Annotated in this window: 18 protein-coding genes; 1 reads left to right on the forward strand and 17 read right to left on the reverse strand. The window is 39.8% G+C overall.

Going from position 1 to position 17631, the window contains the following annotated elements; genetic code table 11:
• Positions 1-9: 9 nt before the first annotated feature.
• The 11 genes from RCG21_RS22540 to RCG21_RS22590 form a co-directional block, all read right to left on the reverse strand.
• Positions 10-1170, reverse strand: a complete 1161-nt coding sequence (locus RCG21_RS22540; RefSeq protein WP_133337682.1) for a branched-chain amino acid ABC transporter substrate-binding protein — start codon at positions 1168-1170, stop codon at positions 10-12.
• A gap of 346 nt (positions 1171-1516) precedes the next feature.
• Positions 1517-2596, reverse strand: a complete 1080-nt coding sequence (locus RCG21_RS22545; RefSeq protein WP_133337684.1) for a tartrate dehydrogenase — start codon at positions 2594-2596, stop codon at positions 1517-1519.
• 10 nt (positions 2597-2606) lie between these two features.
• On the reverse strand, positions 2607-3602 hold the full coding sequence (locus RCG21_RS22550; protein ID WP_133337686.1) for a hydroxyacid dehydrogenase: 996 nt from the start codon (positions 3600-3602) through the stop codon (positions 2607-2609).
• A 20-nt stretch (positions 3603-3622) separates the two neighbouring features.
• Complete coding sequence (locus RCG21_RS22555; RefSeq protein WP_133337688.1) at positions 3623-4816, reverse strand: thiolase family protein; 1194 nt, start codon at positions 4814-4816, stop codon at positions 3623-3625.
• 17 nt (positions 4817-4833) lie between these two features.
• A complete protein-coding gene (locus tag RCG21_RS22560; RefSeq protein ID WP_133337690.1) occupies positions 4834-5982 on the reverse strand; it encodes an acyl-CoA dehydrogenase family protein in 1149 nt (382 codons plus the stop codon).
• 15 nt (positions 5983-5997) lie between these two features.
• Positions 5998-6774, reverse strand: a complete 777-nt coding sequence (locus RCG21_RS22565; RefSeq protein ID WP_133337692.1) for an enoyl-CoA hydratase/isomerase family protein — start codon at positions 6772-6774, stop codon at positions 5998-6000.
• 24 nt (positions 6775-6798) lie between these two features.
• The gene (locus tag RCG21_RS22570) at positions 6799-7479 is read right to left on the reverse strand and encodes a 3-oxoacid CoA-transferase subunit B (RefSeq protein WP_165976333.1); all 681 of its coding nucleotides are present in this window, start codon (positions 7477-7479) and stop codon (positions 6799-6801) included.
• Positions 7460-8173 (reverse strand): CoA transferase subunit A, encoded by a 714-nt coding sequence (locus tag RCG21_RS22575; protein ID WP_133337694.1) that lies wholly within the window; start codon positions 8171-8173, stop codon positions 7460-7462. The genes RCG21_RS22570 and RCG21_RS22575 overlap by 20 nt, the downstream gene beginning before the upstream one ends.
• A gap of 17 nt (positions 8174-8190) precedes the next feature.
• On the reverse strand, positions 8191-9039 hold the full coding sequence (locus tag RCG21_RS22580; protein ID WP_133337696.1) for a 3-hydroxyacyl-CoA dehydrogenase: 849 nt from the start codon (positions 9037-9039) through the stop codon (positions 8191-8193).
• A 25-nt stretch (positions 9040-9064) separates the two neighbouring features.
• Positions 9065-9493: an aldehyde dehydrogenase family protein gene (locus RCG21_RS22585; RefSeq protein WP_308913794.1), complete on the reverse strand. Its 429-nt coding sequence runs from the start codon at positions 9491-9493 to the stop codon at positions 9065-9067.
• The gene (locus RCG21_RS22590) at positions 9432-10487 is read right to left on the reverse strand and encodes an aldehyde dehydrogenase family protein (RefSeq protein WP_308913795.1); all 1056 of its coding nucleotides are present in this window, start codon (positions 10485-10487) and stop codon (positions 9432-9434) included. The genes RCG21_RS22585 and RCG21_RS22590 overlap by 62 nt, the downstream gene beginning before the upstream one ends.
• Before the next feature lie 233 nt (positions 10488-10720).
• Between RCG21_RS22590 and RCG21_RS22595 the strand changes: the two genes are divergently transcribed.
• Positions 10721-11374 (forward strand): GntR family transcriptional regulator, encoded by a 654-nt coding sequence (locus RCG21_RS22595; protein ID WP_133337700.1) that lies wholly within the window; start codon positions 10721-10723, stop codon positions 11372-11374.
• Positions 11375-11475: 101 nt separating this feature from the next.
• On the opposite strand, the gene RCG21_RS22600 is transcribed toward RCG21_RS22595, so the two are convergent.
• The 6 genes from RCG21_RS22600 to RCG21_RS22625 all read right to left on the reverse strand — a co-directional run bounded on the left by RCG21_RS22600 (position 11476) and on the right by RCG21_RS22625 (position 17623).
• Positions 11476-12192, reverse strand: a complete 717-nt coding sequence (locus RCG21_RS22600; protein ID WP_165976334.1) for a FadR/GntR family transcriptional regulator — start codon at positions 12190-12192, stop codon at positions 11476-11478.
• 301 nt (positions 12193-12493) lie between these two features.
• Positions 12494-13396, reverse strand: coding sequence for a DMT family transporter (locus RCG21_RS22605; RefSeq protein ID WP_133337704.1), 903 nt, complete (start codon positions 13394-13396; stop codon positions 12494-12496).
• A gap of 111 nt (positions 13397-13507) precedes the next feature.
• Positions 13508-14878, reverse strand: coding sequence for an MFS transporter (locus tag RCG21_RS22610; RefSeq protein ID WP_133337706.1), 1371 nt, complete (start codon positions 14876-14878; stop codon positions 13508-13510).
• 134 nt (positions 14879-15012) lie between these two features.
• Positions 15013-16179, reverse strand: coding sequence for a saccharopine dehydrogenase family protein (locus RCG21_RS22615; protein WP_133337708.1), 1167 nt, complete (start codon positions 16177-16179; stop codon positions 15013-15015).
• Positions 16180-16203: 24 nt separating this feature from the next.
• Complete coding sequence (locus RCG21_RS22620; RefSeq protein ID WP_133337710.1) at positions 16204-17157, reverse strand: 2-hydroxyacid dehydrogenase; 954 nt, start codon at positions 17155-17157, stop codon at positions 16204-16206.
• A 28-nt stretch (positions 17158-17185) separates the two neighbouring features.
• Complete coding sequence (locus RCG21_RS22625) at positions 17186-17623, reverse strand: Rieske (2Fe-2S) protein (RefSeq protein ID WP_308913796.1); 438 nt, start codon at positions 17621-17623, stop codon at positions 17186-17188.
• Between the last annotated feature and the right edge of the window lie 8 nt (positions 17624-17631).

Genomic DNA, 17631 nt, shown 5'->3' on the forward strand with positions numbered 1-17631 from the left:
CCTAATCTATTAATTTTGTGTGGCTACAAACTTCCCATCTTGTACCTGGGTCGTAATATAGCTAATGCCTTTTCGGTCCCCTTTATCATCAAAATTAATCGTTCCTGTAACGCCTTGAAAATCTTTTAAGCCGTGAATGGTATCGATAATTTTCTTTCGGTCTTGAGATTTTGCTTCCTTAATCGCTTCAGCAATAATGTTAACGCCATCGTACGTATACGAAGAGAAAGGTCCTGCATCCTCGCTATAAGCTTCTTTGTACTTTGTTACAAAGTCACCTGCACCCGCATTATTCAGGAATTCTGTGGTAGGTGCCGTACTAACAATTACACCTTCGGATGCTGGGCCGGCAATTTTCATGAGAGTGGTGTCATTATTGCCATCTCCAGCCGCAAATAAAACGTTTAACCCAAGCTCTTTCGCTTGTTTGATGAGCAGTCCGCCTTCTGCATAAAAGCCCGTCCAATAGATGGCATCAGGTTTTAATGGCTTAAGCTTACTAATAATCACAGAGAAATCCTTCTCTCCTGGTGTAACGGCTTCAAAGAATGCAACCTTGCCGCCAAGTTTTTCCACACCGGTTTTTGCTTCTGTCGCTAATCCCTTAGTATAAGTAGTGTTATCATGTAAAATGGCTATATTTTTCTTGTGCTTTACATTGACTAGATAATCTGCCATGAACTTGCCCTGCTGGTCATCACGGCCAATCATTCTAAATACGTTGGTAAATCCTTGTTCGGTTAATTGAGGGTTACTTGAGGATGGTGTGATAAAAGGAATTCCATTTTCGTTGTAAACAGTTTCTGCTGGTAAAGCTGCACTAGAACAGTAATGCCCAACCACTGCATCAACGTTGGAAGTGACAAGTTTATTTGCCGCTTGGGTCGCAACCTGCGCATCACAGGCATCATCGATGGGTACAATTTTAATTTTTTTACCGATCACTCCGCCTTTTTCATTGAGCTCGGAAGCTGCCAGTTTTGCGGCATTTACGATGTCGCTGCCCATTTTAGCACTTTGTCCTGACAATGGTGCCGGCACACCGATCTTAATCACGTTCGATTTTTCATTACTTCCTCCAGCTACTTCACTTGATTTTCCGCAGCCAACAAGTGATAATCCAAGAAGTAAGGTTCCAGCAGTGATCACTAATTTTTTTGGAATTTTCAATGTAACCCCTCCATTATTTCAAATCTTTTATCATACCTTTTTAAAAACGATTAAAAGATTTCATTTTGATTTAAGGAAGCGCTTACAGACCTTTTCACTCGCCCTCCCTACACATCTCTCTCCGGTCCTCCTTTATAAATTATCTATTGTAAGATTAGGATTATTGTAAATTAAAAATATTCTGAATCATATGTATACTTTTCACGAAAAAATGTTTAAATAAAAATTAAATTTTCGTCCTTTTTTACTAGAAGGAATTTTCATGTAAGAATAATACTTAAAAATCAAAAATAGCCTGCTTAGCGCAGGCTATTTTTGATTTTTACTATTTTATAATATAGAGAGTTTAACCTAAACGTGCTCTCAGCTTTTTACAGATATAATCCCCTACCTGCTCCGTTGTCGCCTTACCACCCATATCCGGTGTCAGTACCTCTTTTTCCTGCAGTACATCTTCCATTGCATCAATAATCGCGGCAGCTGCCTCTCGCTGCCCTAAATGATCTAGCATCATGCTCGTACACCAAATCGAGGCAAGCGGATTGGCAATTCCTTTCCCGGCGATATCCGGTGCCGAGCCGTGAACAGGCTCAAACATCGACGGATATTTCTTCTCCGGATTAATATTCGCCGACGGCGCAATTCCAAGGCCGCCGACAATCGCCGCCCCTAAATCCGTTAAAATATCCCCAAATAAATTGGACGCGACCACGACATCCATCGTCTCCGGTTTGCTGACAAAAAAGGCCGCAAGTGCATCAATATGAACGGTATTATGCGTTATATCAGGATATTCCTTTCCAATCTTCTCCACATATTCATCCCAAAAAGGCATGGTATGATTAATCCCATTCGATTTCGTGGCAGCTGTTACATGCTTTCTCTTACCCTGTTTACGGGCCAGATCAAAGGCATACCGTAAAACCCGTTCCACCCCTTTACGGGTAAAAACACTGTTTTGTATCGCCATATCCAAATCGGTGCCCTCATACATCCGGCCGCCCATATTGGAGTATTCCCCTTCATTATTTTCGCGGACAACAAGGAAGTTCAAATCCTCTGCCGTTTTACCGGCAAGCGGCGATTGAATTCCTTTTAGCAATTTAACAGGACGCAGGTTGATGTATTGTTCAAACTGGCGTCTAATTGGCAGAAGCAATCCCCAAAGCGAAACATGGTCCGGTACACCCGGATAACCGACCGCCCCCAAGAAGATGGAATCAAAATCCTTCAAAATCTCTAATCCGTTATCCGGCATCATTTTGCCATTTTTCGCAAAGTACTCGCAACTCCAGTCAAATTCAGTGAAGGATAATGACAACCCGCCATGGAGTTTACACACCGTTTCTAATACCTTTCTTCCCTCGCGGACAACATCCACGCCAATTCCATCACCGGGAAGCAGGGCGATTGAATAATGATCCATATTTTTTCTCCTATTCTCCAGTTTTTATCTGTAAAACTTCTGGATTGCCAATAAACCGTGGCCTTTTACCATTTAAAATATTAATGACATTTTCCGCAACCGTTGTGGCCATTACATAATTACATTCCACCGTTGTCCCGCCAACATGGGGAGTTAACACAACATTCGGTAAGGATAATAGCGGCAAATCCTTAGAAGGGGGCTCTGGATCAAATACATCAAGACCCGCACCTGCGATCATGCTTTCATTTAACGCTCGATATAAATCATCTTGATTGACCACTGCCCCGCGTGAGGTATTTACCAAGAACGCTGATGGTTTCATTAATGAAAAATATTTTTGATCAATCGAATACCTTGTTTGCTCATTTAATGGAATATGTAAGGAAATAAAATCCGACTGGCTAAATACCTCCTCCATATCTGTACAAATATTTACCCCAATTTCATGTGCATATTTATGTTTTTCCGGAATAAATTCCCTCACCCAGGACGTTACTTCCATTTCAAATCCAAGCTTCAGCCGCTTGGCCACCTCTTGGGCGATGTTCCCGAATCCAATCAATCCTACTTTCTTTCCTTTTAACTCAAAGGATGGAATTGAATTTCGCGCATCATAGTTCCCTTTTTTCATATTTTCATGGAAGGGGACGACTGACTTTGCTAATGCCATGATCAGCATAACAGCATGTTCTGCAGTTGATACTTTATTGACTGAGGGAGCATGAACAACAGGGATTCCCTTCTCCGTCGCATAGGAAACATCAATATTGTCAAGACCTACTCCCGCACCGGATATGACTTTCAAATGGGGATTGGCATCCATCACTTCCTTTGTGATTTTAGCTGGTGCCCTTAGAACAATCGCCTCCACATCCTTCACAAGACTGCAGAGATGGGCAATCTCATAGTCATTTGTTTGGATGACTTCCGCCCCCTCACGTAAAACCTTTTCTCCGTTTGAATGGTACATAGGGAGGATCTGTAATACACGTGGCTTACTCATACATTTTCCCTCCAAGTTGGTTATACTCTTAAATTCTCTACTATGGTCGCGATTCCCTGCCCGCCGCCGATACAAGCCGTAATTAATCCATAACGACCGCCGCGGCGCTCTAATTCATTCATGATTTTAACCGTAAGAATGGCACCGGTTCCTCCAATGGGATGACCGAGGGCAATCGCTCCACCGTTGACATTTATTTTTTTCCGATCCATGTTTAATTCTTTCACACAGGCAAGTGCCTGCGCAGCAAATGCTTCGTTTAATTCAATTAAATCGATATCGTCCAATGTTAAACCGGCAAGCTTCAAAGCTTTAAGGGTTGCAGGGACAGGACCAATTCCCATAATTTCAGGTGCTACCCCAACGGAAGCCTGAGAAATTACCCTTAGACGTGGAGAAAGTCCGCGCTCTGCCGCTTCTTCTTTTGACATCATCACAAGTGCGGCGGCACCATCATTTCTTCCGCTCGCATTTCCTGCGGTAACTGTTCCCCCATCTTTGAAGACAGGCTTTAAGGATGCAAGCTTTTCAAGGCTTGTGAGACGTGGATGCTCATCCACTTGAAAGAGAATTTTCTCCCTTTTCACCTTTACTTCGTAAGGCACAATTTCATCCGTAAACCTTCCGGACTGAATCGCTTCGGCAGCTTTCTGCTGACTTTCGAATGCAAATTCATCCTGCTCCCCGCGGCTAATTTGATATTTTTCCGCGAGATTTTCTGCGGTTAATCCCATGGTTAGATTACCATAAACTTCAATTGGCTGCGCTCTTGGCTGACTTTCGGTATTTGGATCTACAATCTCGGCATTGCCTGCTCCGTAGCCATATCTTGCCTTTCTTAAATAATAGGGTGCCGTACTCATACTTTCCGCACCGCCCGCCAATACCACATCAGACAAGCCGCACATAATTTGCTGTGCTGCGTTATTAATAGCCTGAAGCCCAGAACCGCATTGGCGATGAACCGTATAACCCGGCACTTCAATTGGCAGACCAGCCCTCAAAGCAGCTAACCTTGCAAGATTTGGTACATCTGAGCTTTGCTTGGCATGCCCCCAAACTACTTCATTTACATCCTCACCATTGATCCTGCTTCTTGTTAATGCTTCTCTCATTACTTTTTCGGATAAAAAGTCTGCTTCAACATCCTTCAGTGTTCCGCCCATTCTTCCAATTGCGGTTCGAACACCATCGATAATCACTACATTCCTCATTTTCTCACCCCACCCTCTTATCTAAACTCTCGTTTTAATTCAGCTGCAATAATGTTTTTCTGGATTTGACTCGTTCCTTCGTAGATCTTCGTAATCCGTGCATCACGATAGAATCGTTCAATTGGATAATCCTTCATATACCCAATTCCAGCATGGATCTGGACGGCTAAATCTGCCACACGATTGTATGCTTCTGAACCGTAAAGTTTGGCCATTGCGGCCTCTTTTACCACTCTCATCCCTTGATCGGTCATCCAGGCAACACGGTAGGTAATCGAACGAAGCAATTCGATTTCCATCGCCATATCTGCCAACATATGCTGAACCGCTTGTTGTTCAAAAATCGGTTTATCAAACTGGACCCGCTGCATCGCATAATCGGTGCTTAATTCCAGCAATTTTTCACAGGATCCAAGGTTTCGCGCTGCTAAGCCAGCCCGTCCATTGGCAAGGATTTTCAAGGCATTCACATAGCCTTTTCCTTCTTCACCAAGCACATTTTCAGCCGGTACTTCAAGATCTTCGAAGAAAAGCTCAGCAGAATGGGAGCCGCGCAACCCCATTTTTTTCTCAACATTCCCGACAATGAAGCCTGGAAAATCCTTTTCAACGATAAAGGAAGTGATTCCTTTCGCTCCTTTACTCGGATCGGTTACGGCCATTACGGTAAAAACATTCCCGCAGACGGCGTTGGTAATATAATGTTTCGAGCCATTTAAAATATATTTATCTCCCTTTTTCTCCGCCTTTGTTTTTAAATTGGCGGCGTTTGAACCGGCGCTCGGCTCTGTGAGGGCGAAGGCACCAATCCATTCTCCGCTCGCCATCTTTGGAAGATATTTTTGCTTTTGTTCCTCAGTACCCAGTTCCACGATTCCGACAGAACCGATTCCGGTATGGGCCCCGATCAGAGTTGTATAGCCATTATGGGTCTTGCCCAATTCTTCATAGATTGCGCATTTCCCCACCATATCAAGGCCGAGTCCGCCGTATTCTTCCGGTATGCTTAGCCCGAATAAGCCCATTTCCTTCGAGGCTTCGACAATATGACTAGGAATTTCATCCTTTTCTTCTATTTCCATTGCAACCTTTTCTACTTCTTCCTGTACAAAATCATGGACGGCCTTTTGTAATAACTGAATATCCTCCGACAAAGTAAAATCCATTTTCTTATCCCCCTACTATTTTCCTTTAAATTGTGGTTGTCTTTTATCAAGAAAGGCTTGTGTTCCTTCCTGTTTATCCTCTGAACCCATTAAAACCGTCTGAGCAAGTTTTTCTAAATAAAGAGCGGTTTCCATTTCAACATCCGCACCGCGGTTTACTACTGCTTTTGCTAGCCTTAACGCTAACGGACCTTTTTGACTTATTTTTCGTGCATATTCCCTTACTCTGTCCATTAGGTCCTCTGCTGGAACGGCCTTGCTGACAATTCCCAACCTTTCTGCCTCATCGGCAGTAATGATGTCTCCTGTTAAGACGAGGTCCATCGTCTTCCCTTTTCCTATTAATCTTGTAAGTCTTTGCGTCCCGCCTGCTCCCGGGATAATCCCTAAGCCTACTTCCGGCAGACCGACCTTAGCATTATAGGAGGCAATCCGAATATCACAGGCAAGGGCCAGCTCTAACCCGCCGCCTAGAGCAAACCCATTGATGGCCGCTATTGTCGGCTTTTCATAGTCTTCGATTTTGCGATAGGTCGCAGTCATATTGGGCTGGAGCGCCTCTAGCATTGTCCTTTTATTTAACTGGCTGATATCTGCCCCGGCAGCAAACGATTTTTCACCGGCACCGGTAAAAATCACCACCCGAATTTCTTCGTTGCTCCTTAATTCATCTAGTGCCGTTTCAATTTCCTGTAAGGTTTCTACATTTAATGCATTTCTTTGTTCTGGACGATTGATGATAATAAACCCGATATTCTGATCTTCTTTTACTAAAATATTGGCGTAGTCCATTTTCGTTTAACACCTCTCATTCAATTAAAATGGCATTGTTTTAAGATTTTCAGATACGGTAAACTCAGCATCTGTTAATCTCTTTATTTCTTCTACTGAAGAGCCCTCTGCCACTTCGTCTAATCGTAACCTGCCGTTGTCGATTCGAAATACTGCTTTTTCCGTCACAATCATTTCAGCTTGCCGAATGCCGCTAGTAGGATAGCTGAGCTGTTTTACAATTTTCGGTATATTGTCTTTTGTCACTTGAGTGATCGCAATAATAATTTTATTGGCACTTGCCACTAAGTCCATTGCCCCGCCCACACCAAGAATATCCTGACCAGGAACCGCCCAATTGGCAATTTCCCCGGTTTCACTGACCTGAAGGGCACCCATCACAGCTACATCGACATGGCCACCGCGAATCATCACAAAAGAATCGGCACTTGAAAAAATCGAGGAGCCCACTCCGGTTGTAATCGGATGTTTACTAGCGCTAATCAAATCCATATCGATTTCCTCTTTAGGCGGGGTTGGTCCCATCCCTAACAGCCCGTTTTCTGACTGAAGATAGACGCGGGCATCCGGCTTTAAATAGTTTTGAATTAACGTAGGAATTCCCACACCAAGGTTCACAACAGTACCGTCTTCAAGCTCGGAAGCAATTCGTTTGGCAATTCGAATCCGGTCAGTATCTTGTTTTTTATCCGTGACGTTCAACATATTCACCTCCGATTTTTTCGTAGCGGTCATTTAAGACAAGGATGTCTACATAGGAATGCGGGGTCACGATTTGTTCCGGTTCGAGTGTGCCTGCTTCGACAATTTCATCCACTTCCGCAATCACTAGTTTTGCCGCCGTTGCCATCATCGGGTTGAAATTTCGGGCAGTTTTCGAATAAACGAGATTGCCCATGGTGTCAGCCTTTGCAGCTTTTATCAGAGCCACGTCTGCTTTTATTCCTCTGATAAAAATATAGCGCTCACCGTCAAATTCTCTTTCCTCTTTTCCTTCTGCTAGCTTTGTCCCGACAGCTGTTTTCGTATAGAATCCAGCAATGCCGGCACCGCCAGCCCGGATCGCCTCAGCTAATGTTCCCTGCGGAATCAATTCGATTTCCAGCTCGCCGCTTTTCCAGGCTTTAACCGCGTCACGATTGGAAGTAAAATATGATCCTACTGCTTTTTTAATATGTTTCGAGATGAGCAGTTTTCCAAGCCCTTTGCCCGCTTCACCTAAGTTATTGCTAATAATCGTCAATTCCCTGGCATGGTCTGATTCTGCAATCGTATCAATTAAGGTAAACGGTGTGCCGCAAAGTCCGAACCCGCCCACTAATAGTTCCTCCCCATATTCAATCCATTTGATTGCATCTGCAGCTGACCTTAATTTTTCACAGCTTAACGTTCTTTTCATTTTATAGAACCCCCAAGTCAACTTTCATAGGTGTAAAATCCCTGGCCGGATTTGCGTCCTAAACGGCCTGCTTTTACATACTTAATTAAGAGCGGGCATGGCCGGTATTTTTCACCTAGTGTTTTATATAGATATTCCATATTTCGTAATCTAGTATCTAAACCTACTAAATCTGCAAGCGCTAACGGTCCCATTGGATGGTTTAAGCCCAGCTTCATCGACTTATCGATGTCTTCCGCGGAAGCGACACCTTCCATTAATAGATTCATAGCTTCATTGCCGATTAAACAATTCATGCGGCTTGTGACAAAACCAGGGAATTCATTAACTTCCACTGTTTCTTTTCCAAGTTTCTTGCCAATTTCTTTTGCCTTTGTCATCGTTTCATCTGAGGTTTCGAGTCCTCGAACAATTTCAATTAGCTTCATTTTATGGACAGGATTAAAGAAGTGCATCGCAATACATTTTTCCGGTCTTGAGGTCTGAGCAGCTATCTCTGTAGGACTCATTGTTGAAGTATTCGTGGCGAGGATCGTATGCTCCGGACAAATTTTGTCTAACTTTTTGAAAATATCCACTTTCAGTTCCATTAATTCAAATACAGCTTCGATGACAACATCTGTGTCACCGGCAGCCTTTTCCAAACTAGTTGTATATTCAATTCGTTTTAGGGCAACTGATGCCTGTTCTCTTGTTAAGAACCCTTTATCCGCACTTTTGGTCATTTCGGTTTCTAAATAGAGTTTTGCTCTATCTAAATTCTCTTGGTTCACGTCGTTCAATGACACCTGAAAGCCGCCAATCGCGGCAACATACGCGATGCCCCTGCCCATCGTACCGGAACCAACAACGGTTAACTTTTCCATTATTTTAAGTCTCCTTTTCTACTGATTATAAATGGATTCTCGTAGAGGTCATTTTTACATTTAAATAGTCTTCAATTCCTTCAGTGCCGCCTTCTCTGCCTAAACCGCTTTCTTTCACTCCGCCGAATGGCGCCTGTACGGCGAATGGTGCCGCATCATTAATCCCTACCATTCCATATTCCAGTTTTTCGGAAACGCGGTATACCCGTGACAGATCATTTGTATAAAAATAAGACGCCAATCCATATTCAATATTGTTCGCTCGTTCGATTACTTCTTTTTCAGAGGTGAATCGAATTAACGGAGCAATAGGTCCAAATGTTTCTTCATGTAATATTTTCATATCTTCTGTACTGTTGACTAATAAGGTCGGGCAATAGAAGTGGCCATTGTCATAATTTCTGCCGGTAAGTCTTTTCCCCGTATAGAACGCCTGCCCCCTTCGCTCTCGCATCTTCCACCTGATCATTCATCTTGGCAATCGCCTGCTCGTTAATTAGTGGACCAATATTGTTTGCTTCATCAAGCCCATCTCCCACCTTTAATTGGGAAACTCTTTCTTTCAGTTTCGAAGCAAATTCATCATAGATGGTATCATGAATGTAAATTCGATTTGCACACACACACTGCTGACCTGTTGAGGCAAATTTACTCTGAATAACACCATCTGCAGCAAGGTCAAGGTCGGCATCCTCAAATACTATGAATGGTGCGTGACCGCCTAATTCCATCGAAACCCTTTTTACGGTATCTGCTGATTGGCGAATGAGTTTTTTCCCGATTTCGGTTGAGCCAGTAAAGGAGATTTTTCGAACATCTTTACTTTCCATCAAGGTTCCCACAATCGTATCCGAATTTCCCATGACTAGATTGACCACCCCTGCAGGGATCCCTACTTCATCAAAAATTTTAAATAATGCGGTTGAAGATAAGGGTGCTTCTTTTGAAGGCTTTAGTATAATCGTACATCCCGCCGCTAATGCAGGAGCCAATTTTCTCGCTGCCATCGATAATGGGAAATTCCAAGGAGTAACGGCTGCTACCACACCGACGGGTTGTTTCGTGACCGAGACCCTTTTATTATTTACTGATGCAGGGATAACCCTTCCGTATACTCTACGTGCTTCTTCCGCAAACCATTGAAAAAATGAAATGGTGCTCTGGACTTCATAACGGGCATTATGGATCGATTTTCCCATTTCTTTTGTAATTAATTGTGCCAGGGATTCGCTTTGTTCCTTTAACTTTTCCACTGTTTTATGTAAAAAAGCTGCACGGCTTTCTGCGGGAAGTTGGGACCAGTTTTCAAATGCTGCTTTTGCAGCTTTGATTGCCTCTTTCGTTTCCTGGACGCCTACCGTATAAACCTGGTCGACCCATTCGCCCGTGGCCGGATTGTACACCTCTATTGTTCCATTTGTTTGAATCCATTCTCCGTTAATGTACAATGTTTCCACTCCTTCCATTTGATTGAATATAAAGAATTTTTTAATAACTATATTATGTTATTTATCATATACCAAATCATATATGATTTCAATTAAAAATATTCAGAATTATATTTTTATTTTTAGGTTTTCTTAAAAGAAAATTTAGTAAAAACTCTATGAATCATACAAACAAGCCGTTTAAATCGTGAAATTTGATTGATATCATATATAAAATCATATATAATTTAATTATGAAAAAGGATAATAAACAGGAAATTGCGTATAAAGTCATTCGGTCTCGTATATTAGAAGGTTTTTATGTTCAAGGTCAGCGTTTGGTCATTGATACATTAGGAAAGGAGTTATCTTTAAGCCCGATTCCTATTCGTGAGGCAATTCGACGATTAGAGGCAGAGGGACTAGTAAATGTAAAAGCATATAGCGGCGCTGTAGTTTCCTTTATTGATGAAAATGAATACTTTGAAGTTCTTTCAACATTATCTGTACTTGAAGGATATGCTGTCTCGATAGGTAGTAATTTTGTTTCAAACGATCAGATTAAGAAATTACAAGAAATCAATATCCAAATAAAAGAAGCTTTAGAGAATTTTAATTTTAATGAGTATATTAAATTGAATAAGGAATTCCATCTGCAATCAATTAATAATTGTCCAAATAAATCCTTATACTCTTTAATTGAACAAACGTGGGAGAAACTCGATACAATTAGACGATTAAAACCTATGTACTTTCCTACTCGAGCTATAGAAGCGATTAGTGAACACAATACCATTATTTCGCTTTTAAAAACGAAAAAATCGTCTCAAGAAATTGAACTTTTCGTTAGGCAGCACCATGTTGCTGCAATTAAAGATTTTACGAAACAACCCAATAACAGTTTTTAAAAAAATAAAGGCCAATACTAAAGGCCTTTTGTTTTGCCACTATTTTTCTAAAAACTAAACTTTCAGAAATAAAAGCAGGGTTCCCTGCTTTTATTTCATTTTTACAACTCATCTATATCAGAATGATCGATAATTGGTAATTCAGGATCTTTGCCCTGCGTAATCATTTTCAGTTCACTTTCTAAAGAATTTAAGTGCTCCATCATTATTTTCTCTGCCAAGTCCAAATTCTGCTCTTTTATTGCTTTAAAAATCACATGGTGTTGGGTATATATTGCATTATCCATTCCGTTATATTGGCCTAATTTTTCTCGAGTGATAGCCAAAGATTCTCTAAATAAATCAGAGGTTGCATCCATCATAATAGAAAGAACTTTATTTTGACTGCACTTTACTAAGTAGGAATGGAATTCATGATCTGTTATAACACTTCGCTCAAAGTCTTTTTCGAGCATAGCCTGTTTCATTTCTACTAAAATTTCTGAGAGAACAGCCAAGTCCATACTGGTTCTCCGAGTAGCCGCTAATTTAATTGCTTGAATTTCAATTATTTTCCTTACTTCCAATAAATCAGAAATCGTGACGCTATCTAAAGCCATTGTATATGAAAGGGTGTGATAGACCCCTTTTAATTCCGGTTCTTTAATATATGTCCCGCCAGCTCTAACCTCAACAATCCCTAGCATTTCCAATGCTTTTAATGCTTCTCTAATTACCGTTCGGCTAACTTTCAACTGTGCAGATAATTCACGTTCAGATAATAAACGATCACCCGGTGATAAACCACCTTCAAGAATTAAGTGACGAATTTCCTCCATTATTTTCACGTATGACTTCACTGATTGCTCTTTGTTTAATTTTATTTTAACTCCCTCCTTTTGTTCTTGGCTCTGTTAAACTTAGTTGTTGATTTCCGCTCCAATCAACGCTGTTCATAAATCAAAATTGTCCTTTAACACAGCCTTGTTCTTAAATAAAAGTATATTTATAAAGTTTTAGAGCTAAACCTTGGTCTAACCATGGTGTTCCTATTTCAATATTATATTGAATCTCAATGATTTTTTCAAAGCACTTTTATACTATTTTAAATTTCCATACTTATTTTGACATAATTTTTTGTCAAAATTGTCCCTTAGGATTAAATAGTTTAAACCTTCCTTTGTGAACTCCCGTTGTTAAATAGACTCCTAAAAGTACAAATAGTCCTCCATAAATTTGAGCACTTGTTATTTTCCCTCCAATGGTTATCGCCATCAATGCCGTCATTAAAGGAATTAAATTTAATGATATCCCTGACTTGCTGAGTCCAATTTTCCGAACGGATAAATTCCACAGGATGTACGAGGATACACAAGGAAACAAAGCCATATAAATAATCCCAATAATAGCCATCGATCCAATTTTAGTCATTTCCAATCCTTCGAATAATGTAAAAGGAAACATAATAAGGACCGAAAAAAACGATGATACTGCAGTAGCTGTAATAGGAGGCGTCTTCAACCTTTTACTTATTAATGAATAAAATGACCAGAGAATAACTGCTACTAACATTAAAAGGTCACCTTGGTTATATCTAGTTAAAAAAAGCTCAAACAAATTTCCTTTTGTTAGTATGATTAAAACGCCCAAAAAAGAGATGATCAGCCCAGAAACTTGAATAAAGGAAAGTTTTTCACGAAGAAAAATGTAAGAAAATAATACAATTACTCCGGGCTGTAAAGAACTGACCAGAGCAGCGTTTGTTGCTGATGTAAACTCAAGTGACTTTAGCAAGAGGAAGTTATATCCTGTAATACCGAGAAAACCCATTAGAAAAAGAGAAATCCATTCATTTTTAATCATTTCCCACTTGGGATTCTCAGTAAAATAGGCAATTGGTAATAGTAAAAACAATGAAAAAAACCAACGTGCAAATGTTGCCCAAAGAGGTGATATGTCGGGAACAACAAAAGTTCCAAAAATAAAATTACCTGCCCAAAAAACATTGGCCCAGAATAAGTAAAACCATACTTTCATATTCATCCCATGATCCCTCGCAGCAGTTTTAATGATATTTACATTTCCTCACCCAATTTGGAAAAAGAGGACCTCTTGAACTTATTTAGTTCAATAAGTTCAATTGGCCCCTTCGTTTTAATAAATTGTTACACTCCCTTGACTATCCAAATCTCTGGCCTCTTCTTCCTGACTAGCTGTTTCTAGACTAAGATTCTTAGTTTCAGGAGCCATAAAAATGGCTACTAGTAGGCCGATTAAATTTAACCCTGCAGTGATTAGCATGGTCGTTCCGACCCCGTAGTTCGCTAAAGCGATTGGTAATCCGAATGTTCCTACTGTCGCACCAATCCTTGAAACTGTAGTTGAAAAACCGACTGCCGTTCCCCTAATATCTGTAGGGAATAATTCATTTGGGTAAGCCCATTCAAGAATAGCAGGGGCACCCGCAAAAAATGCATACATAAAGAACATACTGATAATAATCCAACTGCTTGCTCCAGGAGCAAGCCCCAATACCAGCAATGCAATCGTTGTAAATAAAAATCCATAGATTAATAATGCTCTTCGTCCAATTCGATCAATAAAGAAGGTTGCAACAGTACATCCGATTAAGAAAAGTAATGAGATTAAAGCTGAACCGATATGGGATAAATTTCCATTATCTAACTTGAAAGTTTCTAACAGTGTTGGTGCAAAAGTATATATCGCAAACATCGGTATTAATTGGAAATTCCAGAATAACATCACAAATAATGTACGTTTTCGATAGGCAGGAGAAAACAATTTTAAAAGACTTGGTTTTTGAACCGAACTAGTTGGGATATCTGCCAAAGTTACAGATTCCCCATAAATTGATTTCATAATTTTCAATGCCTCTTCATTTTTTCCCTTACTTAAAAGCCATCTTGGTGATTCAGGTGTTTTTGAACGCAAGAAAATTACAATGAGTGAAGGGATGGCGCTGGACGCTAACATCCATTTCCACGCATCTGGGCCGGAGTCTAATAAGAAATAACCTACAAAGTAAGCAATCGTAGCACCTAAATACCAGGATACTATAAGAAATCCAAGCAGTTTTCCACGATATTTCCTTGGTGAAAATTCAGTTAACAATGAGGTTGCAATTGGATAATCAGCACCGATTGCAATGCCCAGAAGGAGTCTTAAAACAAATAATTGTTCCACGTTTGTTGCAAAAATTTGCAATATGGAAAGGATTAGAAAAGCATATAAATCCAATCGATACATGCTTTCCCGGCCAACCCTATCCGTTAAATATCCGAATAGCAGTCCACCAATAAAGACCCCTATTAAGGCAGAAGAACCTAACAATCCGTTCCATAAACTGTTGATTTCAAATGATTTATTTAATGAAAGTAATGCCATTCCAACTATACTAAGAATATAGCCATCGAGGAACGGACCTCCTGAAGAAAATATTGTTAATTTAATGTGGAATTTTGTTAGTGGTGAATCATCTACAATACTACTTGCTTTATTTACCATTCATTTTCCTCCTATGATTCAATTTATTTTTCATGGTGTGGAAAACCGATTAAGTAATGAGAGATTCATTTATCCATATTATAGATTATTTTATTGAAATAGCAGGATTAAGAGTATTAAAAGAAGAGCATCTTCTATCGTGCATGTTCAACAATGTATGAATATACCTTCATGCCTCTTAATTCTAATTCTTTTAAGAATGGCGCTGTTTCGATACATTTTTCAGGCGGATATACTCCTTTTTGTTTTACTTCTCCCTTCGCAAGCATTTGAGCCACTATCGAAGGAGGTATAGATGTTTTTAATGCTCCCGCTGGAATATTCCATTTCTTTTCGGATCCAACATATACTTCCACCACAACTTTCTCTTTTCGTCCATTCTTTTCTCCAGTTACATCCACTCTAGTTACGCTATACTGATCCCTATCCACATTGGGTTGAACGAGTTTACTAGTGACCGATAATAATGCTTGACGCGGAGATAGCCGCACTCCACCCATTTCGATTGGTTCCGTACTAGCAAAACCCAGTCTGACCAAAAACTCTATTTTTTCATGGAATTCCTTAGGAAGCGCAATACTGAAGGTGGTATTTTTGCATCCGAGTTCTTTAAAAGAATGATAAAGCGTAACTGGTTCAGGATGAATGGTATAAACAGGGTGTGCTAATCCAATAGGTTCCTTAAACTCGATAGGTCTTGAAATTAACGGTTCAATCGTTGTAATTTCTCCTTCTCTAACTACCACTGGATTTAAGGAATATTCATCGATTATTGTATCCAACATGTAGGGTGTAACTAATGGTGAAGAATATTGTGTAAAATCTCTCATAGCAATGATGATATCGATATCTGACACGGTATCAAGTTGCTCTACCCCTGCTAAAGCCATCATATTAGAAATCCCGGGTGCACTTCCCACACCAAGAACAGCTGTAATTCCTTTGGCTGCAAAATCTTCTGTCAATTCTAATTGTTCTTCGGTTTCTTTTGGCCATGCTCCTAGGTCTACATAATTAACGCCTGCTTTTAATGCTGCTCTCGTAACATTAGGGCATAGAAAAGCAGGACCACTATTAATTACAACATCAAAATCTTTTATAATTTCTGCAGTCTCATCCTCATTCAGGACATTAATCTGAGCGGCAGTTAAACGATGATCCCCAATTAAGTTTACTCTTTCCTCAGCCTTTTCATATAGGATATCGGCCACCATTACCTCGGTTACTTCTTCATTTTCTAATAAGTCATAAATGGTACCCAATGCCTGAATTCCTGCTCCGCCTACAACGATAATTTTCAATTCATTACCCTCTTTCTTCTTATTTTAATTCACTACATTTAGATAATTCTTACTAAAAAATTGAACAAGGTTGTTTATTGCAATGGAGAAAATTTCTCGTGATGCTTCCGGGGTATTAAATGCAATATGCGGACTTAAAACAACATTTGACAGAGATAGAAGTGGATTATCCTTCTTTATTGGTTCTTCATCATATACATCAATACCCGCACCAGCGATTCCTCCCTCCTTAAGCAATTCAACTAACGAAGATGTATCTACTATTTCTGCTCTTGATGTATTTAGAAAAAACGAACCTTGTTTCATAAGAGAAAGTTCTTTTTTTCCCAACAAATTTCTTGTCTGATTGGTGAAAGGAATATGTAGCGATACAATATCCGCAGTTTTTAATAACTCTTCTAAACTAGTAAAGGTTAAATCTAATTTGTGTCCTCTTTCGCGATTTGGATTAAAGGTCCAGCAAAGGATCTTCATGCCCAGTGCTTTACATAATTCAGCCATTCTATGCCCAATTCCACCTAACCCTATTAATCCGATGGTTTTTCCTCTCAACTCGAAACTGCTATAGTTTTGATCCCAAATCCCTCTTGAGACATTCAAATGATTTTGATGAATATTTTTTGCTAATGAAAACAATAAAGAAATCGTATGTTCAGCCACTGCGTTATCAGCATATCCAGGAGTATTGGTTACTGTAATTCCAAGTGATGCAGTGTAGTTCAGGTCTACAAAATTTGAAGCTCCAATCCCTGTAAATGAAATAATTTTCAATTTGGGACAGTTCATGATCACTTCATTTGGAATGGACCAGCCTAAAAGAATACCATCTGCATCCTTTACCCTGTTTATAAATTCATCTTGGGTTTTCGGTCTGCCTTCATATATTTGAATGTCCGCAATTTGCTTTAGCGGTCTCAAGAGATCATCTGTCAAAATATCTAAAAACTGCGGATCCGCATCAGGATAAACGATTAACAACTTTTTTCACCACTCTTCGGATTCTTAGTTAATTACAAATGAGGCTGCAATGAAAGTCTGTAATACTAATAGATTTAGATTCTCTTTTAAGATAAAGGACAATCTGATTATCCTCATTTCGCACATCATAAGTTATAAGAGAGACTTTATTAGGAGAAAAAAGTGACTTTCCTGTTTTCAAGTCAAATTCCCAACCATGTAAAGGGCATTTTATTAACTGATCATCAAGGCCATATTTGTATTCTTGAGGATTTGAAGGAATCATAGTTCCTGTTACTGGACCATATATCATCGAAATTCCTTGGTGGGGACATTCATTTCTAAATGCATAAAGATTATTATCCACATTGATAATAGCGATTTCTAACTTGTCTATTTTTACTAACTTTCGATCCCCAGGTTTTAGTTGTTCAGCAGGAAATAAAACTACACGATTTCTGCTTTGTGTTTTTTCGTTTGTTTCCAAATAACTAT

It is taken from the genome of Bacillus salipaludis (assembly GCF_030938565.1).
GTDB classification, from domain to species: Bacteria; Bacillota; Bacilli; order Bacillales; family Cytobacillaceae; genus Neobacillus; species Neobacillus salipaludis_A.